The sequence below is a fragment of the Streptomyces sp. NPDC054887 genome, assembly GCF_053610585.1.
The window spans coordinates 67,912-86,911 of sequence record NZ_JBSGYQ010000032.1; the positions used below are offsets into that span (position 1 = coordinate 67,912).

Annotated in this window: 18 protein-coding genes and 1 tRNA gene; 8 read left to right on the forward strand and 11 right to left on the reverse strand. The window is 70.8% G+C overall.

Annotated features, from left to right (window positions below):
- Positions 1-40 precede the first annotated feature (40 nt).
- Positions 41-382, forward strand: coding sequence for a hypothetical protein (locus ACWGH0_RS19410; RefSeq protein ID WP_453405391.1), 342 nt, complete (start codon positions 41-43; stop codon positions 380-382).
- Positions 375-1,211, forward strand: a complete 837-nt coding sequence (locus ACWGH0_RS19415) for a DUF2637 domain-containing protein (protein WP_453405392.1) — start codon at positions 375-377, stop codon at positions 1,209-1,211. Before ACWGH0_RS19410 ends, ACWGH0_RS19415 begins: the two co-directional genes overlap by 8 nt.
- A gap of 224 nt (positions 1,212-1,435) precedes the next feature.
- Here ACWGH0_RS19415 and ACWGH0_RS19420 read toward each other — a convergent pair.
- A tRNA-Val gene (locus tag ACWGH0_RS19420) sits at positions 1,436-1,507 on the reverse strand.
- Between the two features lie 298 nt (positions 1,508-1,805).
- Here ACWGH0_RS19420 and ACWGH0_RS19425 point away from each other — a divergent pair.
- The 3 genes from ACWGH0_RS19425 to ACWGH0_RS19435 all read left to right on the forward strand — a co-directional run bounded on the left by ACWGH0_RS19425 (position 1,806) and on the right by ACWGH0_RS19435 (position 4,263).
- Positions 1,806-2,561, forward strand: coding sequence for a DUF4097 family beta strand repeat-containing protein (locus tag ACWGH0_RS19425; protein ID WP_453405393.1), 756 nt, complete (start codon positions 1,806-1,808; stop codon positions 2,559-2,561).
- A 71-nt stretch (positions 2,562-2,632) separates the two neighbouring features.
- Positions 2,633-4,012 carry a hypothetical protein gene (locus ACWGH0_RS19430; protein ID WP_453405394.1) on the forward strand — a complete coding sequence of 460 codons (1,380 nt, stop codon included), beginning with the start codon at positions 2,633-2,635 and terminating at the stop codon, positions 4,010-4,012.
- 29 nt (positions 4,013-4,041) lie between these two features.
- The gene (locus ACWGH0_RS19435) at positions 4,042-4,263 is read left to right on the forward strand and encodes an FmdB family zinc ribbon protein (protein ID WP_453405395.1); all 222 of its coding nucleotides are present in this window, start codon (positions 4,042-4,044) and stop codon (positions 4,261-4,263) included.
- A gap of 142 nt (positions 4,264-4,405) precedes the next feature.
- Here ACWGH0_RS19435 and ACWGH0_RS19440 read toward each other — a convergent pair whose 3' ends face one another.
- Positions 4,406-5,065 (reverse strand): O-methyltransferase, encoded by a 660-nt coding sequence (locus ACWGH0_RS19440; RefSeq protein WP_453405396.1) that lies wholly within the window; start codon positions 5,063-5,065, stop codon positions 4,406-4,408.
- A gap of 86 nt (positions 5,066-5,151) precedes the next feature.
- Between ACWGH0_RS19440 and ACWGH0_RS19445 the strand changes: the two genes are divergently transcribed.
- A complete protein-coding gene (locus tag ACWGH0_RS19445; RefSeq protein ID WP_453405397.1) occupies positions 5,152-5,778 on the forward strand; it encodes a DedA family protein in 627 nt (208 codons plus the stop codon).
- On the opposite strand, the gene ACWGH0_RS19450 is transcribed toward ACWGH0_RS19445, so the two are convergent.
- Genes ACWGH0_RS19450 through ACWGH0_RS19460 form a run of 3 tightly spaced genes read right to left on the reverse strand, consistent with a single transcriptional unit; the run spans position 5,747 to position 10,261 of the window.
- The gene (locus ACWGH0_RS19450; protein WP_453405398.1) at positions 5,747-6,574 is read right to left on the reverse strand and encodes an HAD family hydrolase; all 828 of its coding nucleotides are present in this window, start codon (positions 6,572-6,574) and stop codon (positions 5,747-5,749) included. The two genes, ACWGH0_RS19445 and ACWGH0_RS19450, sit on opposite strands and share 32 nt — an antisense overlap.
- Entirely contained in the window at positions 6,571-9,099 is a 2,529-nt protein-coding gene (locus ACWGH0_RS19455) for a phosphoribosyltransferase (RefSeq protein WP_453405399.1), read from the reverse strand. Before ACWGH0_RS19455 ends, ACWGH0_RS19450 begins: the two co-directional genes overlap by 4 nt.
- A gap of 1 nt (position 9,100) precedes the next feature.
- Positions 9,101-10,261 (reverse strand): HpcH/HpaI aldolase/citrate lyase family protein, encoded by a 1,161-nt coding sequence (locus tag ACWGH0_RS19460; RefSeq protein ID WP_453405400.1) that lies wholly within the window; start codon positions 10,259-10,261, stop codon positions 9,101-9,103.
- 167 nt (positions 10,262-10,428) lie between these two features.
- On the opposite strand from ACWGH0_RS19460, the gene ACWGH0_RS19465 reads away from it, so the two are divergent.
- Positions 10,429-11,286 carry a TerD family protein gene (locus ACWGH0_RS19465; RefSeq protein ID WP_453405401.1) on the forward strand — a complete coding sequence of 286 codons (858 nt, stop codon included), beginning with the start codon at positions 10,429-10,431 and terminating at the stop codon, positions 11,284-11,286.
- Between the two features lie 37 nt (positions 11,287-11,323).
- Here ACWGH0_RS19465 and ACWGH0_RS19470 read toward each other — a convergent pair whose 3' ends face one another.
- The 6 genes from ACWGH0_RS19470 to ACWGH0_RS19495 form a co-directional block, all read right to left on the reverse strand.
- Positions 11,324-12,061, reverse strand: coding sequence for a TerD family protein (locus tag ACWGH0_RS19470; RefSeq protein WP_453405402.1), 738 nt, complete (start codon positions 12,059-12,061; stop codon positions 11,324-11,326).
- 126 nt (positions 12,062-12,187) lie between these two features.
- Positions 12,188-13,336: a DUF475 domain-containing protein gene (locus ACWGH0_RS19475; RefSeq protein WP_453405403.1), complete on the reverse strand. Its 1,149-nt coding sequence runs from the start codon at positions 13,334-13,336 to the stop codon at positions 12,188-12,190.
- A 49-nt stretch (positions 13,337-13,385) separates the two neighbouring features.
- The gene (locus ACWGH0_RS19480) at positions 13,386-13,961 is read right to left on the reverse strand and encodes a TerD family protein (RefSeq protein ID WP_452803613.1); all 576 of its coding nucleotides are present in this window, start codon (positions 13,959-13,961) and stop codon (positions 13,386-13,388) included.
- An 88-nt stretch (positions 13,962-14,049) separates the two neighbouring features.
- On the reverse strand, positions 14,050-14,625 hold the full coding sequence (locus ACWGH0_RS19485; protein WP_215129775.1) for a TerD family protein: 576 nt from the start codon (positions 14,623-14,625) through the stop codon (positions 14,050-14,052).
- Positions 14,626-14,748: 123 nt separating this feature from the next.
- Positions 14,749-15,216 carry a peroxiredoxin gene (locus tag ACWGH0_RS19490; protein ID WP_453405404.1) on the reverse strand — a complete coding sequence of 156 codons (468 nt, stop codon included), beginning with the start codon at positions 15,214-15,216 and terminating at the stop codon, positions 14,749-14,751.
- 140 nt (positions 15,217-15,356) lie between these two features.
- On the reverse strand, positions 15,357-15,785 hold the full coding sequence (locus ACWGH0_RS19495) for a DUF3052 domain-containing protein (RefSeq protein WP_138894401.1): 429 nt from the start codon (positions 15,783-15,785) through the stop codon (positions 15,357-15,359).
- Positions 15,786-16,217: 432 nt separating this feature from the next.
- Between ACWGH0_RS19495 and aceE the strand changes: the two genes are divergently transcribed.
- Positions 16,218-18,950, forward strand: coding sequence for a pyruvate dehydrogenase (acetyl-transferring), homodimeric type (aceE, locus tag ACWGH0_RS19500; protein WP_453405405.1), 2,733 nt, complete (start codon positions 16,218-16,220; stop codon positions 18,948-18,950).
- Positions 18,951-19,000: the final 50 nt, after the last annotated feature.

Genomic DNA, 19,000 nt, shown 5'->3' on the forward strand with positions numbered 1-19,000 from the left:
GCCGCGCATCCTGCTTAATAGCCGGACAGTTGGATGGATCATGACGAATGCGATCCACTCTCCCAGCGGTGCGCGTCACGCGACCGGCTCGCAGAGCGACGCGGCCGGGGCCGCGCTCCGGGCCGGTGACGCGTCCGCGTCCGGCGTACGGCTGGGAGCGTGGGTGTTCACACCGTCCTCCGTGCGCTTCGCCCGGGAAGCGGCCGCGACGTTACGCGACAACGACCGGTGCATCCCACTGCGGTACACCTCCACGCTTCTTGAGGACTTCGTCGTCATGATGGAGGACATCGAGGGCGCATTCGTGGCGCAGTCGTCGAACACTTCCTCCTCGTCCGGCAGGCGCGGCGACCGGCAGACCGGGCAGAGCCTCCATGCATGAGACTCGGCGCGGCCGCCACAGTCGTACCGAACCGCCCGCCCCGACCGGCCCCGAGGCCGCCTGGGCCCCGCCCGTCGCAGCCCCTCCCTCCTACGGCGGCCAGCACTTCGCCTCGATCGACCCGTGGGACCCGGCGGAGGAACTGGCCCACCTGCTCCAGGAAGCCATCGCCGCCGAGGCGGGCAACGCGCCCCTGCCCGACCCCCACGCCGTCACGGTCGCGGCGGCCGACGACTTCCCGCTCCCGGGGCCGGACCACTCACCGCTGACGGGCCTCACCGAAATCACCGCGGAACTGCCGCCCGTACGGCCCCCGTCACCCTCGGGCCGCCGCCGGCCCCGTTCGCGCAAACGCGCGGTCGGCGCCATGCAGCGGACGAGCTTCGCCCTGGCCGCGCTCGCCGCCGTCGTCGTCTCCATGGTCTGCGTCTTCGGCGGAATGGTCACCTACGACCCGCTGCGCCACCTCGCCCAGTACCGCACCTCGGCCGGCGCGGTCGGCTGGTGGCCCCTGCTGGTCTACGGACCGTGGATGGTCGCCTCACTCTCCATCCTGCGCGCCGCGCTCCACCAGCGCCGTGCCGCGCACTCCTGGGCCGTCGTCCTCGTCTTCTCGACGGTGTCCATGCTCCTGTGCGTCGCGCAGGCGCCCCACACCCCGGTCGACGCCGCGGCAGCGGCCCTGCCCTCCCTGGCGGCACTGGCCTGCTTCCAGCAACTCGTCCGCCAGATCACCCTCACCCGCCCACCCCGCCAAACCAACCCCCGCCACAGCAACACCCCCCGCCCTCCGAAACCCACCACAAGCCAGCCACCAAAACCGATCTGACACCGCGGCCCCACCCCAAGTGGGCAGGGCCGCAGGGCAGATCGCATCGGCCCGCCTGCGCGGGTCCCCCGGCTCGTGGCCGAAACCCGGTACTCACCGTCGGGCGGCTTGCGCAACAGAGCGACGAGCCTCTGCCGGAAGATGTGGCGTCGCAAACGGGAAAGGCCCCCCGGTCGACCTCGACCGGGGGGCTTTTCCTGCCGCCTACCTGCGGCTGTTCCCTGTGGGCGCGGACGGTTTCGAACCGCCGACATCTGCTTTGTAAGAGCAGCGCTCTACCCCTGAGCTACGCACCCGTGGATGAGGCAACAGCGTACATGGATCCGGGCGGGGGATGGGAATCGGACGGCCGGTCGCCAGGGGCAGGCGGTGTGGAGGGGGCTGCGCAGGGTCGGTTCGATCGCGGCTGGTGGGAGGCGGCGGGGCGGGTCTGGGCCGGTGGGGTGGGTGGGCGCCGGTGGGGGCTGGTAGGGGGCGGGCGCGGGTGGTGGGGATAACCCCACCATCGTTCGGTGGCGGGCCGCATCGTGCCGATATAGGGACCGCTCGTACGGTGAGGGCTCACACGAGGCACTACTTGGGGGATCGATCACCGTGGCACTTCGTACCCGCACCTTGCTCGCCGTCGGCGGGGCAGTCGTCGGCGTGGTCGCTCTGAGTGGTTGCAGCACGCAGGCGAAGGACTCGCCCGCCGAGCAGCGGTCGTTCCCGTTCAGCGGGAAGAAGCTGACCATCGACGCGGAGAACTCCGAGATCGAGCTGGTTCCGGGCGACGTCGAGGACGTCGAGGTCACGCGGCGGACCGACGGCTGGGTGTTCATGGGGAACGGTCCCGATTCGAGCTGGAAGATGCAGGACGGGAAGCTCGTCCTGCGGCAGCAGTGCGAGGCGGTGGCCAGTGACTGCGAATCGTGGCACCGGATCAAGGTGCCGCGCGGAGTCGCCGTGACCGTGACGGACGACAACGGGACCGTGTCGGCCTCCGGTTTCAGCACCGCCCTGCGGCTCGGCGCCGACAACGGGGAGGTCAGCGTCAAGGACTCCAGCGGGCCCCTCGAGCTGACCAGCGAGAACGGCGGCATCGTCGCGGAGGGCATCTCCTCCAAGCGGGTCGACGCCGACTCGGCCAACGGCAGTGTCCGCATGAGCTTCACCGCCGTCCCCGACCTGGTGGAGAGCGACAGCGAGAACGGCGGGATCAGCATCGACCTGCCCAAGGCCGCGTACAGCGTCACCGCGCGGAGCGACAACGGCGGCGTCAAGATCGGCGTCCCGCGCGACTCCGACAGCCGGCACGTCGTGCGGGCGCGCAGCGACAACGGGGAAGTCACCCTGCGAACCGCGAACTAACGCGCCCGTGTGTTCGTCCTTACTGGTGGGAGAATGAACCGGCAGGGGCGGACACAGCACGGGAGAGGGATGTGACGGCGACAGACGCGCAGCCGTGCACGCAGCGAGTACGCCGCCGTACGACAGCGGGCGCCGTCCGGGACGTCGTCACGCTCGCGCTGCTGCCGGTGCCGCTGCTCGTCGCGTCGCTCCCGTTCGCCTTCACCGGCGGCGGTACGAGGCGGTGGTTCGGCGGCCGCGGGGAGAACGTTCGCGCCGACGCCCAGGCCGCCAAGGACGCCGCGGCGGCGGCCTTCTACGAGCTGGACACGGCCCAGCGCGACCTGCGGATCTCGATCGAGACGATCACGGCCGTGGACAGTTCGCCGCAGGGCCGCAGGGCCGTGGAGGACTTCGCCGCGCTGGGGCGTCGTATCGACGAGGTCAGCCATACGTACATCACCGCGGTCGACGCGCACGACCTGGACCGCGACGACCTGGAGGCCGCCACGGCCGCCAGGGCGCGCGCGGAGCTGACCCGCGCGAAGGACGAGCTGGACCGGGTCAAGGGCGAGCTGGACCGGTACGCGCGAGGGCTCGGCCCGCTCCTGGAGACGGCGGAGACGCAGCTCGCCCGGCTCGCGCCCGCCGTGGAGCGGGCCCGTCAGGCGCTGCTGGCGGCGAGCAACGCGCTGGACGCGGTACGGGCGTCCGGGCTGCGCGCCGACGACCTCGCGGCGCGGCTCGCGGCCCTCGCGCCCGAGCTGACCAAACTGAACCAGGGGGCCGGCCGGCACGGCGTGGCGGAGACGCTGCGGCGTGCGGACCAGGTGCTGCGTGACGCCGAGGCCGTACGGACCGAGGCCGAGCGGCTGCCGGAGCGGGCGGCGGAGATCGACCGGCGGCTGGTGTCGCTGCGGACGCGGGCGCAGGCGCTGACGACCCGGGCCGGCAACGTCGAGCCGGTCCTGAGCGAGCTGCGCCGCCGGTTCACGGCCGCCTGCTGGCAGGACCTCCAGGGGGTGCCGGCGCAGACCGCGGACACCGTCCGCAAGGCCGAGGAGAAGATCGCCGAGGCGGCGAAGGCCCGTGACGAGCAGCGGTGGCCCGACGCCGTCGCGCTGCTGAGCACGGTACGGGCGCTGCTGAACTCCACGGACGAGGCGGTGTCGGCGGCGGGTGACCGCCTCCAGCGCCTGAACGCCGTGTCCAAGGACCCGCAGCACGAGATCGACCGCACGCGGTTCGCGATCCGGGACGCCCAACGGCTGGCCATGGCCGGGCGGAACACGCCCGATCCGCGCCATGCCCGCCCGCTGGACGACGGGGTGGCCCGGCTGGAGCGGGCCGTCGCCGGTCTGGAGGGCCGGCACCCCGACTACTGGCACTTCCTGACCGAGACGGAGGCGGTACGGCGCACCGTGGCGCGGGTCGTCTCGGACATCCGGGAGGAACGGGGCGCGGGCTCCTGAGCGCGGCGGCGAGTCAGTAACCTGTGGGCATGCCCCGTTACGAGTACCGCTGCCGCTCCTGCGGCACCAGCTTCGAGCTGAACCGGCCCATGGCCGAGTCGTCCGCCCCCGCCGTCTGCCCGGACGGTCACGAGGACACCGTCAAGCTGCTGTCGGCCGTCGCCGTGGGTGGAACGGCCAGGTCCGCCGCGCCCGCGCCGTCCGCGGGAGGCGGCGGGGGCGGGTGCTGCGGCGGCGGCTGCTGCGGCTGACGGCCCGCCCCTGCCCCGCCCGCAGCCGGCCCGCCCCCAAGCCCCCGCTGCCCGAAGCCGGCACCACACGCAACCGGCCCCGCCCACAGCCGGACCACGGCAGCGCCCGGACCCACCCGGCGCGTCCCCGTGCCGCCCGCCGTCAGCGCTTCCTGGAGAGCGTCACCCCGTCCGCCACGGGGATCATGACGCTCTCCATGCGCTCGTCGCCCGTCACCCGGTCGTTGAACTCCTTGATCGCGGCCGCGGCGCCGGTGGCGTCCGGGTCCGTGACTCCGCCGCCGAAGAAGACGTTGTCCGTGGCGATCAGCCCGCCCTGCCGCATCCGGGGCACCAACTCCTCCCAGTACGGCACGTAGTTGGGCTTGTCCGCGTCGAGGTAGGCGAAGTCGATGTGCGGCTCGGCGGGCATGGCGCGCAGGGTGTCCAGGGCGGGACCGATGCGCAGCTCGACGCGGTCGGCGACGCCCGCCTTCGTCCATGCCTCGCGCGCGTACGCCGTCCACTCCTCCGACACGTCGCAGGTGATCAGGCGGCCGTCGGCGGGCAGGGCCCGCGCCATGGACAGCGCGGAGAAGCCCGTGAACGTGCCGATCTCGACGACGTGACGGGCCCGGGTCAGCCGGATCAGGAAGGCGAGGAGGGGGCCCTGCTCCTCGGCGGACTGCATCCGTGCGTGGCCGGGCAGTTGCCGGTACGTCGTTTCGACGAGCTCCCGCTGCCCGGCGTCCAGCGGCGGGTTGTGCGCCAGCATGTAGGCGTACAGCTCGTCGGTGAGCGGAGTGCTGTTTCCCTTGCTCATCGCGTTCCCTCACGGTAGTCGGCCCCGAGCTCGGCCCGGAGCCTTCTTCAGGCTGGCTTCAGGCAGCGAATTCTATGGTGGCGCGCATGATCGGAAGCGGCGCACCACAGTGGATCAACTCGCTCATGGACACCCTCGGGGCACCGGGCGCGGGCATCGCCATCGCGCTGGAGAACCTGTTTCCGCCGCTGCCCAGCGAGGTGATCCTGCCGCTGGCCGGGTTCGCCGCCAGTACCGGGCGGATGAGTCTGATCGCCGCTCTGCTGTGGACCACGGCGGGTTCGGTGGTCGGGGCGCTCGCGCTGTACGGGGTGGGGGCCCTGCTGGGGCGGGAGCGGACCGTCGCGATCGCCGCCAGGCTGCCCCTGGTGAAGGTGTCCGACATCGAGCGGACCGAGGCGTGGTTCGTCCGTCACGGCGCCAAGGCGGTGTTCTTCGGGCGCATGATCCCGGTGTTCCGCAGCCTGATATCGGTGCCCGCGGGCGTCGAGCGCATGCCGCTGCCGGTGTTCCTCGGCCTCACCACGCTCGGCAGCGCGATCTGGAACGCCGTCTTCGTCCTCGCCGGTTACGCGCTGGGCGAGAACTGGGAGGACGTGACGGGGTACGTGTCCGCGTACTCGAAGGTGGTGCTGGTGGCCGCCGCGCTGGCGGTGCTCGCCTTCCTGGCCCGCAGGCTGCTCAGGCCGGGCGCGGGCCGGCGGCGCGGATGAAGGACCGCAGGATCTCCTCGCCGGCGGCGACCCCCGCCTCCGGCAGGACGGTGACCTGCGGTGCGGTCCATCCCGTGTCGGCCAGCTCGCCGTGTCCGGGCCGCCAGCCCCGGTCCGCCGCGAGCAGCAGGTCCGCGTCGAGGAGGGAGTCGCCGGCGGCGAGGGTGAGGGTGGCGCCGCTGCGGCGGGCCACCTCGCGCACGGCCGCGCTCTTGGTGAGCGGCTTCGGTACGGCGTAGATCTTCCGGCCCTGGAGGGAGACCGTCCAGCCGCGCGGCTCCGCCCACTCGCCGAGTTCCTTGACCCATTCGTCCGGCAGCAGGGCGCGTTCGACGACGAGGTAGGCGAAGAGGTCCTCGGCGACGCGCTCTTTCAGCAGCCAGGCGGGGTCGGCGGCGGCGACGAGGTGGGCGCGGACCTCGGCCAGGGTGGCGCACTCGTCCGCGAGTCGGGCGGCGACGCGGGCCTGCCAGTCAGGGTCGGACACTCCGTCGACCAGGATGTGTCCGCCGTTGGCGCAGATGGCGAAGCGGGGCGTGGGGACGGGCAGCCGGATGCGGTGGTACTGCTCGCGGGTGCGGGTGGTCGTCGGCACGAAGCAGGTCTGGGCGGCGAGCTGCTCCAGCAGTCCGGCGGCCGTCTCGGTGAGGTAGGACAGGGGCTTGCCCTGGTACACCTCGACGCAGAGCAGCCGCGGCGCCTCGGCGTCGGGCACGCGCAGCGCGAGCGCGGCGGTGGAGTAGATCAGGGTGCGGTCGAGGTCGCTGGCGACGAGGACGCTCGGTTGGCCGGTCACTTCGCTGCTACCGCCTTGCCGTCCGCGCCGGTGGCGCCGCGTGTGTACTGGGGATGGATCAGTCCGACGCAGGTGTACGGAAGTCCGTCGACCTCTTCGACGGGGACACCGCGCTGCTCCGCCAGGAGCCGTACGTGGTCGAGGTCCGCGCCGGCGTCGCGCTTGGCGAGGATCTTCCAGGGGACGCGGCGCAGCAGGACGCGGGTGGTCTCGCCGACGCCGGGCTTGACGAGGTTCACGTCGTGGATGCCGTACTCCTCGCTGATCCGCTCCACGGCCGCCCAGCCTTCCCAGGTGGGGGCGCGGTCCGCCGAGAGGAGTTCCTTGACCTCGGCGTCCACGGCGCCGGCGACCTCGTCGAAGCGGGCGGCGACGGTGTCGAGGAAGAGGCCGGAGACGTCGTCGGCGGCGAGTTCGCGGTAGAACTTCGCGCCGTGGAAGTCGTCGGGGCCGACCAGGTCGGAGCGGAGTACCGTACGCGAGATCAGGCCGGAGACGGTGGAGTTGAGGCAGGCGGACGGGATGAGGAAGTCCTCGCGGGTGCCGTAGGTCTTCACGCAGCCGCCGGGGTCGGCGAGGACGGCTATCTCGGGGTCGAAGCCGCGGATGCCGGTGGCGGCGGCGAAGGCGTCCAGGGCCTGGGCGAGTTCGCGGGTGATCGCGCCCTTGCCGGTCCAGCCGTCGACGAAGACGACGTCGGCCGGGTCGTGGTGGGCGGCGAGCCAGCGCAGGGCCGTCTCGTCGATGCCGCGGCCCCGGACGATGGAGACGGCGTAGTGCGGGAGGTCGAGCCCGTGCCGGTGCTGGGCGTAGCGCCGCATCAGTACGCCGACGGGTGTGCCGGCGCGGGCGAGGGAGACCAGCACGGGGCGCGGGGAGGTGGTCCCCCCGTGGCCCCGGCTGTGGGAGCGCTCGGCGAGGACGGTCTCGGTGACGGTGGCGACGGCCTTGGCGACGCGGGCCGCGGAGGTCTCCAGGGCCGCCTTGAAGAGCTGCTGGTACTGGGCGGTCGGCTGGTACTCGACGGGCAGCGACTCGGCGTAGTGCGCGCCGCCGCTCTGGATCGCTTCCTCGCGTTCCTCGGTGGGGGCCTCCAGTTCGACGTCCGAGAGGTCCTGGAGGAGCCAGCCGACGTCCTCGGGCGCGTACGAGGAGAACGCGGGGCCGCGCAGCGGCTCGGACATGGGCGGCTCCTGCCGTCGGGGGTCCTGCTCGGGTGCGTGGGCTGCGCGGGCCGCGCCGGGTGTGTACGAGGGGACGACCGCCAGGACGACGTGCCCGGTGTGCGCGGCGAGGCGCGCGAGCAGGCCGTCGGGGGCGTGCAGCGCGGGGGTGTCGGCGGCCGAGTCGACCACGGCGACCACCGCGTCGAAGCCGCCGCCGGCGACGTTGTAGGCGTACCGCGCGCCGGGGCCGTCGGCGGGGTCGTCGTGCGCCGGGAAGACGATACGGGTGCGTATCGCGTAGCCAGGGTCGTCGACGGCGAGCACGGGCGAGCGGGTGGTGGTCGAGTAGCGGACCTCGGCGTCGACGCGCTCCTCCAGGGCGGTAGCGAGCCGGAGCGGCGCGTACATCAGTTCCTCGAAGCCGAGGACGAGGACGCGGCGGGCGCCTTCGGGCAGGGCCGGGGCGATCCGCTCGGCCATGCCGGGCAGTGCGGCCTCCAGCGCGGCCCGGTGCGCGGGGGTGAACCCGTGCCGCCCGCCGTCGGGCACACCGGCGGGCCAGCCCAGCTCGATCCGGGCGGGTACGGCGCCGGGCCCGGCCGGGCCCGTGGGGGCGGCGGCCGGTGCGGGCTCGTGGCGGGCCACCAGTTCCTGGCCCCTGGCCAGCACGTCGTCGGGGAGGCGGACCGTGCCCGAGGCCAGGGCGACGAGGTCGACCCGGGCGCCGATCTCGCGCGCGAACCCCTCCAGCCGCCCGCGGTCGTGCGCCGAGCGCATGTCGACCAGCGCCACGATCACGTACCAGCGGCGCGGGTAGCGCTCGTGCAGGTCGCGGACGGTGTTGAGGACCGTGTTGCCCGTGGAGAACTCGTCGTCGACCAGGACCAGCGGTCCCTCGCCGGCCAGCAGTGCCGGGTCCTCCGGGAGCAGCAGGTGGGAGGTGGCGTGCGAGTGCGCCTCCTCGAAGCCGCCGGCCGCCGCCACGCCGTCGACCGGGCGGCGCGTCGAGTGCAGGTACGGCGCCGTACCGATGCCGTCGGCCACGGCGTGGCCGAGGCCGGTGGCCGTCTCGGCGTACCCGAGGACCACCGCGCGGGCGGCTGCCTCGTCGCCGAGCAGCTCGCGCACCTCCTCGCCGAGCGAGAAACCCGCTCCGTAGACCCGCGAGGGCAGCTGCGGCACGTGCTTGCCCAGCACGTTGGACACCAGCAGGTGGGCCCGTTTGGGGTTGCGGCGCAGGGCCAGTCCCAGCAGCTCACGCAGCCCGCCCGGCTCCTGTCCCTCGCCGTCGCCGACGAGTTCGACGCCGAGCCGCTCCGCGACCCACGTTCCCGACCACACCACGTCGTCCGTCCCCATCTCAGTCGGATGTCCCCGCTGTCAGCAGCTCGACAAAGCCGACGTCCTCGCGGGCCACGCCGAAGACCTCGGCCCGCAGCAGCGTGCGCTCGGCCCACGCGCGGTGCGGCTTCACTTCGTTCATCTTGTTCGTATACGCGGAGCGCATCACTCCGCCCCCGTCGCGCTCCGGCCGCACGATGTCCCGCGCGTCGCTGTACTCCTCGTGGCTGACCACCGAAAGGGCGTGCACGGGAAGGACGTGGGAGGGGTGGATGCAGGTCTTGCCCAGGAGGCCGTTGGCCCGGTCGAGCGAGATCTCGCGCAGCAGTCCGTCCATGTCGTGCTCGATGAGCGAGGCGCGCAGCGCCTCGGCCTGTCCCACGAAGGGGCTGCGGCGGAGCTGCGGCTTGAACATGCGCTCCTGGACGCGGAAGTACTCCCAGACCGGGCCGGTGATCGTGAAGCCGGTGCCGTCCGAGCGGCCGAGCACGTTGACCACGTCGGCGATGACGCCGGCGACGATCTGCACGTCGTACGCCGTCATGTCGGGCGCCCTGCGCAGCCCGTAGGCCGAGCAGAAGTCGGTGACGCCCAGGCGCAGCGCGAGCACCCGCTCGCGGTACTTGTCGACGGTGCGGGCGATGCCGCGCAGCGTCTCGGCGCGGGTCTCCAGGTGGAGCAGCTGCGGCGATTCGAGCACCGGCATGGCGAAGAGCCGGTGGCCGCTCGCGGCCTCCGCGGCGGTGAGCGCCTCCAGGAAGGCGACACCGCGCTCCTCGGTGAACTTCGGCAGTACGAATCCGGACAGCAGCCGCGCACTGGCGCCGAGCCGGTGCACCAGATCGGAGATCTGCCCCGGTTCACGCACCCGGACGAACAGCAGCGGCAGCTCCGTGCCGCGCGCGTCGAGCTCCGCGAACTGCCGGACGAGGTTCTCCTCGGCGCCGGCGACTTCCGCGTCGTCGATGGAATCCTCCAGGCAGAGCACCATGGAGACGACCCCGCGCCCCGCCTGCTTGACCACGTCGTCGGCGAGCCGCGGCCGGGTGGCGGGGCTGTAGAGCGTGGCGCCGAGCGCGGCGGCGAGCGTGCGGGCCGGGGAGCCGGAGTCGAATACGACCGGCTCCCGATGGAACAGGTTCTCCCGGACCGAAGGCGGGATATGCCCGAAATGACGCATGAATATCCCCCCGTGCTGCCGTATCGGCCCCTCGTGTGTATGGCCGGTAATAGTACGTAGGGACGATGTCAGGAGTTCCCCGCGTCCGTGAATTTCAGGTTACCCACGTGAATCCATTCATGCCGGTGAGCACCCCGCGTTGTAGGGGCGGGCCCCGGGGAGGCAGGATGACAGGCATGACGCACGCCATGCTGAAGGGCTCGAACGTCCCGCTCGAAGCCACAGCCGTAAGGGCTGTGCTGCGCTGGACCCCCGGCCCCGACGTCCCAGAAGTGGATGCCTCGGCGCTGCTGCTCGGCGTCGACCGACGCGTACGCTCCGACGAGGACTTCGTCTTCTACAACCAGCCGCGCCACCCCTCGGGGCTGGTGCGCAGCCTGGGCAAGAAGCGGCTGCCCGACGGCGTCACCGACTCGGTGCAGACGGATCTCGCCGCACTCGAAACCGCCGTGGACCGCGTGCTGATCGTCGCCTCCACGGACGACGTGCCGTTCGAGCGCGTGCACGACCTGCGCATCGAGGTGTACGACGCCACCGCGGCCGGTGGCGCGGACCCGCTCGCGTACTTCGAGGTCCGGCCCGAGACGGGCGCGGAGACCGCGCTGATCTGCGGCGAGCTGTACCGGCGGGGCGAGGGCTGGAAGTTCCGGGCGCTGGGCGAGGGCTACTCCAACGGCCTGATCGGGCTGGCGACGGACCACGGCATCTCCGTCGACGAGACGGACGGGGCCGAGGGCCCGGACGCGGCGGGCGAGGCGGCATCCGCCGGGACGCGGGCGCACCCGGCGGCGGCGCAGACGGCGACGCCGGCCGATCCCACCCAGCCCATGCAGCCCGCGTACGGATACCCGCCGGCCGCCGACGGTCCGGGCCAGGGGTCGCCGGCCCCCGCCTACGGCTTCCCCCAGTCGGCGTCGACCCAGCCCGCCTACGGGTACCCGCAGCCGGCGGCCGCCGCCGCCTTCGCACCGGACCCGAACTTCCGCCTGCCGCCGCAGGGGCCGCAGTTCGTACGCGCCCAGTAGGGCGGGGGGCCCGCCTCCCCGCCCCGCCGGGCCCCCGTCACGTCTTCGTCTTGTAGCCGCGGCCCCACTGGAGGCCCCAGCCGTACAGGCGGTCCAGCTCCGCCTGGAAGCCGTAGACGAACTTCACCTCGCGCCGGACCACGAGGTCGCCCTTGACGTTGTCGACGGTGAGGACGGCGCACGAGCGGGCCTGCGGGGCGCGCTCGTCGAGCTCGATCTCGATGCGCGGGCCGTTGCCCGGGAAGAGCGTCACCACGGCGTGCGTGCGGTCGAACGCCGGTGTCTGGTCGTAGATGTACACGAAGACCAGCAGCCGCTTGATCTCCTCGCGGTGGTCGAGGTTGACGTAGATCGTCTCGCCCGACGGCGCGCCGAACCGGTCGTCGCCGCTGAGCCGGACGTACGGCGGCGCGTTCAGGTTGCCGAGGAAGCCGCCCAGGGGCTGTACGACGCCCTTCGTGCCGTCCGCCAGCTCGTACAGGCACCCCAGGTCGAGGTCCACGTTGACCACGCCCTGGGTGTGCGCCTGGACCAGCTCCGGCTGGAAGAACTTGAACGGGCTGCGCAGCAGACTGACGCTGCGCCGCCGCTTGCCCCCGAAGTCCGAGGTGCGCATCCGCCACGACAGGTTGACGCGCAGGTTGCCGCTGGTCGCGCCCTGCTTGGTGAGCGATACCGAAGGATTCCGCCTGGTCAGCTCGATCGCGTTGGCCGCGTTGCCGGACGCGAACGGATCGCCCGCCCTGTCCCGCCGCAGGCTGTCCCAGATGGTCATTGCGCCCCCACCCCCAGGGTGTCTTCGTACACGTCCCCGCCGAACCCGCCGCACAGGCGGCGGGGCGGCCCCGAGGCCGACGCCTCGTGACCGCCCCGCTCAGAGCGTTCCTCAATCCCTGCCGGGTCACACCCCGGACGGGACCTCGGTCTTGTCTCCCGACCCCGGCCCCGAGCCGCCCTCGGCGGCCGCGAGGCGCTTGTTGCGGCGGATCGAGGACAGGAACGAGGCGGCGATCAGGAGGACACCGACGAGGCCGGTGATGATCTCGCTGATCTCGTGCTCGATGGTGATCAGCAGGATGACCGCGAGCGCGCCGATCGCGTAGTGCGCGCCGTGCTCCAGGTAGACGTAGTCGTCGAGGGTGCCCTGGCGGACCAGGTAGACCGTCAGCGACCGTACGTACATCGCGCCGATGCCGAGGCCGAGCGCCATCCAGAAGATGTGGTTCGTGATGGCGAAGGCGCCGATGACACCGTCGAACGAGAACGAGGCGTCGAGGACTTCCAGGTACAGGAAGAGGAAGAACGCGGCCTTGCCGGCGAGGCCGATGACCGACGGGTCCTTGCCCTGCGCCTTGGCCTTCTCCTCCTCCTCGTGCTCCCGTTCCTCTTCTTCCTCGATCTTGTTCTCGAAGTGGCTGGAGAGACCGCCGACGATGAGGTACGTGATCAGGCCGGCGACGCCGGAGAGCAGCACCGTGGCCGACTTGTCCTGGTATCCCGAGCTGGTGTGCGCGTGGGTCGCGAAGGTCATCGCCGTGCCGAGCAGGACGATCAGCGCGATGCAGACCGACAGCATGTCGACCTTGCCGAGCTTGGCCAGCGGACGCTCCAGCCACGCGAGCCACTTGATGTCCCGGTCCTCGAAGATGAAGTCCAGGAAGATCATCAGCAGGAACATGCCGCCGAAGGCCGCGATCGCCGGGTGGGCGTCCGTGACCAGGGCCTCGTACTGCTCCGGCTTGTCCATCGCGAGCTGGATCGCCTCGATGGGACCGACCTTGGCACTGATCGCGACGATGGCGACAGGGAAGACCAGCCGCATACCGAAGACGGCGATCAGGATGCCGATCGTGAGGAAGATCTTCTGCCAGAAGGCATTCATCTTCTTCAGGATTCCGGCGTTGACGACCGCGTTGTCGAAGGACAGCGAGATTTCGAGGATCGACAGGATCAGTACGACCCCGAACGCCTCCCACCCCCACTGCCAGGCGGCGAAAGCCAGTCCGAGTGCCGTGACGGCAAACGACCAGCCGAAGGTTTTCAGAACCACTGGCTACCCCATCGTGTAAGTACGGGTCTCCCCCGCGCCGTGCGCGGCTTTACGAAACGTTGACCCCGAAGTCTAGGGCGATGCCCCGCAGACCCGACGCATACCCCTGTCCTACGGCTCGGAACTTCCATTCCCCGCCGTACCGGTAGACCTCACCGAAGATCATCGCCGTCTCGCTGGAGGCGTCCTCGGAGAGGTCGTAACGGGCCAGTTCCTGACCGTCCGCCTGATTGACCACGCGGATGAAAGCATTGCTGACCTGGCCGAACGTCTGGCCGCGGTTGTCGGCGTCATGGATGGAGACCGGAAAGACGATCTTGTCGCAGTTCTCCGGCACCAGGGTGAGGTCGATGATCATCGACTCGTCGTCGCCGTCACCCTCACCGGTGAGGTTGTCCCCGGTGTGCTCGACCGAGCCCTCCGGGCTCTTGAGGTTGTTGTAGAAGACGAAGTACTCGTCGCCGAGGACGCGGCCGTTCTGGCACAGCAGCGCGCTGGCGTCGAGGTCGAAGGGCGCTCCGGTGGTGGAGCGCGCGTCCCAGCCGAGCCCGACCAACACCTGGGTGAGATTCGGTGCGGCCTTGGAGAGGGAGACGTTGCCTCCCTTGGCGAGCGTGACACCCATGATCTTGCTTCCTCCCCGCGTACGGAACGAGTGTGAGGCGCGTCCGGCGCCGCCCGCACGATGCGGCGCCGGACGGGACGGGGCTCGCTCAGACGTTGACGCCGAAGTCCTGCGCGATGCCGCGCAAGCCCGAGGCGTAACCCTGGCCGATGGCCCGGAACTTCCATTCCGCCTGGTTGCGGTACAGCTCGCCGAAGACCATCGCGGTCTCAGTCGAGGCGTCCTCGCTCAGGTCGTAGCGCGCCAGCTCCGTGTTGTCGGCCTGGTTCACGACGCGGATGTACGCGTTGCGGACCTGGCCGAAGCTCTGCTGCCTGGCCTCGGCCTCGTAGATCGAGACCGGGAACACGATCTTGGCGACGTCGGCCGGCACGCCGGCGAGGTTCACCTTGATGACCTCGTCGTCGCCCTCGCCCTCACCGGTGGTGTTGTCGCCGAGGTGCTCGACCGAGCCGTCGGGGCTCTTGAGGTTGTTGAAGAAGACGAAGTTCGAGTCGTTGGTGACCTTGCCCTCAGCGTTGGTCAGCAGGGCGCTGGCGTCGAGGTCGAAGTCACCCCCGGTGGTGGTACGAGCGTCCCAGCCGAGACCGACGATGACCGCGGTCAGGTTGGGGGCTGCCTTGGTCAGCGAGACGTTGCCGCCCTTGCTGAGGCTGACGCCCACGAGTCCTCCCATGTGTGTCGGGGGGCCGAGGACCCCCGTAATGCGCTGGCATCGGATCAACGACTCGATCCTAGTGACCGGTTCCCGCGCGCAGCACGCCCGGTGTCCCGATTTTTCGGGCGCTCAGAGCGTGTCGAGCACCTTGAGGTACTCGGCGGGGTCGCGCGCGTCCGACATGGCGTTGAGGACGCTCCAGCGCACGACGCCGGCGCGGTCGATAACGAAGGTGCCGCGCACGGCGCAGCCCTTGTGCTCGTCGAAGACGCCGTACGCGCGCGAGGCCGCGCCGTGCGGCCAGAAGTCCGACAGGAGCGGGTACTCGAAGCCCTCCTGCTCGGCGTAGACGCGCAGGGTGTGGATGGAGTCGGTGGAGACGGCGAGCAGCTGTACGTCGTCGTTGACGAAACGCGCCAGGTCGTCGTTGAGCGCCCGCAGCTCGCCCGTGCACACACCGGTGAAGGCGAAGGGGTAGAAGAGCAGCACCACGTTCCTGGCGTCGCCGGGGTCGCGGAAGTCGGACAGCCGGACCGTACGGCCGTGGTTGTCCTTCAGCACGAAGTCCGGTGCCGGCGTACCGACCTCGATCGCCATTGGATGCGCCATCCCCTCGTTGGGCCGTCTGTGTCCGGCCAGCCTACGCACAGGGCCCCCGCCGACGGATGTCGGCGGAGGCCCTGTTTCGCCTTGGGCGCAGCCTGCTCATGAGGAGTCTGCTCGGACGCGGCGGTGGCTCAGCGCTTGCCCTTGGGGGTCACCAGCCGGCCGGCGCTCCAGTCCTTGCCCGCGCTGACGGTCTTGGTCTGGGACAGACCCGCCGTCTGGGCGGCCTCGCTGATGTCGCTCGGCTCGACGTAGCCGTCGCGGCCGGTCTTCGGGGTCAGCAGCAGCACCGTGCCGCCGTCCTCCAGCAGACCGATGGCGTCCACCAGCGCGTCCGTAAGGTCGCCGTCCTCGTCACGGAACCACAGCACGACGACGTCGGCGACATCGTCGTAGTCCTCGTCGACGATGTCCTGGCCGGTGATCGCCTCAATGCCCTCACGGAGTTCCTGCTCGACGTCGTCGTCGTAGCCGATCTCCTGGACCACCTGTCCGGGCACGAACCCCAGGCGTACTGCCGGGTTGGTCCGCTCCTCCGCGTGGTCCGCGGTCGCGCTCACGGATTGCCTCCTGATCATGTTTTGGGGAATACCTTCAGTCCACGCGCGTGCGTGGGCGTTGGCCGTAGTCCACACGTGCGGGACCGATCGCGCAAGTACCCGGCGGTGGAGACAGCCGAAACGGTGACGGATGGGGCCGGTTCACCGCAACTCCAGACCGGGCCGGAAGCGGCCCCGGTGATCCATCCCACACCATTGCGACACGTTTGTAAGCCTACGCGGCTTCGGTGGGCCATTCGGACCCGAGCCGCCGCACCGAACGCACGGGCGGGTTGGGCGTAAGGTTGCGATTTGGCCGGACCCATCCCCGGGCGGACGCCGAGCCTCTCGCCGAGTGGGGGTTACCACTCGGTAGAGGTGACGTTTGCGATTCAGGGGTACACGATGGAGGCGGCGCGACACCCCTTGAGACCCAACCAGCGAAGGAACAGCGTGGCTTCCGGATCCGATCGTAATCCGATCATCATTGGCGGCCTTCCGAGCCAGGTCCCGGACTTCGATCCTGAAGAAACCCAGGAATGGCTCGACTCCCTCGACGCCGCCGTCGACGAGCGGGGCCGCGAGCGCGCCCGCTATCTGATGCTGCGCCTGATCGAGCGGGCGCGCGAGAAGCGCGTGGCCGTGCCCGAGATGCGCAGCACGGACTACGTCAACACCATCGCCACCAAGGACGAGCCGTTCTTCCCCGGCAACGAGGAGATCGAGCGCAAGGTCCTCAACGCGACCCGCTGGAACGCGGCCGTGATGGTGTCGCGGGCGCAGCGTCCGGGGATCGGCGTAGGCGGTCACATCGCCACGTTCGCCTCCTCCGCCTCTCTGTACGACGTCGGCTTCAACCACTTCTTCCGCGGCAAGGACGAGGGCGACGGCGGCGACCAGATCTTCTTCCAGGGGCACGCGTCCCCCGGCATCTACGCCCGCGCGTTCCTGCTGGACCGGCTGAGCGAGCAGCAGCTCGACGCGTTCCGCCAGGAGAAGTCGAAGGCGCCGTACGGGCTCTCCTCCTACCCGCACCCGCGGCTGATGCCCGACTTCTGGGAGTTCCCGACCGTATCGATGGGCCTCGGCCCCCTCGGCGCGATCTACCAGGCCCGGATGAACCGCTACATGGAGGCGCGCGGCATCGCCGACACCTCCAAGTCGCATGTGTGGGCGTACCTCGGCGACGGCGAGATGGACGAGCCGGAGTCGCTCGGCCAGCTGTCCATCGCCGCGCGTGAGGGCCTGGACAACCTGACCTTCGTCGTCAACTGCAACCTCCAGCGCCTCGACGGCCCGGTGCGCGGCAACGGCAAGGTCATCCAGGAACTGGAGTCGCAGTTCCGCGGCGCCGGCTGGAACGTCATCAAGCTGGTCTGGGACCGGAGCTGGGACCCGCTGCTCGCGCAGGACCGCGACGGCGTGCTGGTCAACAAGCTGAACACGACCCCGGACGGCCAGTTCCAGACGTACGCCACCGAGACGGGCGCGTACATCCGCAACCACTTCTTCGGCGGCGACCACCGGCTGCGGGCCATGGTCGAGAACATGACCGACGACCAGATCCTGCACCTGGGACGCGGCGGTCACGACCACAAGAAGGTGTACGCGGCGTACGCGGCGGCCAAGGCGCACAAGGGCCAGCCGACCGTGATCCTGGCCCAGACCGTCAAGGGCTGGACGCTGGGCCCGAACTTCGAGGGCCGCAACGCGACCCACCAGATGAAGAAGCTGACGGTCGAGGACCTGAAGCGCTTCCGCGACCGGCTGCACATCCCGATCACGGACAAGCAGCTGGACGAGGGCTACCCGCCGTACTACCACCCGGGCCGCCAGTCCGAGGAGATCCAGTACATGCACGACCGGCGCAACGCGCTGGGCGGGTACGTACCGACCCGTGTCGTGCGGGCGAAGCCGCTGCCGCTGCCGGCCGAGAAGACGTACGCGGCCGCGAAGAAGGGGTCCGGCCAGCAGTCGATCGCCACGACCATGGCGTTCGTGCGTGTGCTGAAGGACCTCATGCGGGACAAGGAAATCGGCAAGCGCTTCGTGCTGATCGCGCCCGACGAGTACCGCACCTTCGGTATGGACGCCTTCTTCCCGAGCGCGAAGATCTACAACCCGCTCGGCCAGCAGTACGAGGCGGTCGACCGCGAGCTGCTGCTCGCGTACAAGGAGTCGCCGACCGGCCAGATGCTGCACGACGGCATCTCCGAGGCGGGCTGCACGGCCTCGCTGATCGCCGCGGGTTCGGCGTACGCGACGCACGGCGAGCCGCTGATCCCGGTCTACGTCTTCTACTCGATGTTCGGCTTCCAGCGGACCGGCGACCAGTTCTGGCAGATGGCCGACCAGCTCGCGCGCGGCTTCGTGCTGGGCGCGACCGCCGGCCGTACGACGCTGACCGGTGAGGGTCTCCAGCACGCGGACGGCCACTCTCAGCTGCTCGCGTCGACGAACCCGGGCTGCGTGTCGTACGACCCGGCGTTCGGGTACGAGATCGCGCACATCGTGCAGGACGGCCTCAAGCGGATGTACGGCGAGAACGCCGAGGACGTCTTCTACTACCTGACCGTCTACAACGAGCCGATCCAGCACCCGGCGGAGCCCGAGAACGTGGACGCCGAAGGCATCCTCAAGGGCATCTACCGCTTCAAGGAGGGCGAGAAGGGCGCGATTCCGGCCCAGATCATGGCCTCCGGTGTGGCGGTGCCGTGGGCGGTCGAGGCGCAGCGGATCCTCGCCGAGGAGTGGAACGTCAAGGCCGACGTCTGGTCCGCCACCTCCTGGAACGAGCTGCGGCGTGACGCCGTCGCGGTGGACGAGTACAACCTGCTGCACCCGGAGGAGGAGATGCGCGTCCCGTACGTCACGCAGAAGCTCTCCGGTGCGCAGGGACCGTTCGTGGCGGTGTCCGACTGGATGCGTTCGGTTCCGGACCAGATCTCACGCTGGGTGCCGGGCACGTACACCTCGCTCGGCGCGGACGGCTTCGGTTTCGCCGACACGCGTGGGGCGGCCCGCCGCTACTTCCACATCGACGCCGAGTCGATCGTCCTCGCGGTGCTCACCGAGCTCGCCAAGGAGGGCAGGATCGACCGCTCGGCGCTCAAGCAGGCGGTCGACCGCTACCAGCTGCTGGACGTGACGGCGGCGGACCCGGGCGCGGCCGGGGGCGACGCGTAAGCACGTCGCAGGCGCCGAAGGGCGGCGGGACCTCCTGGGGTCTCGCCGCC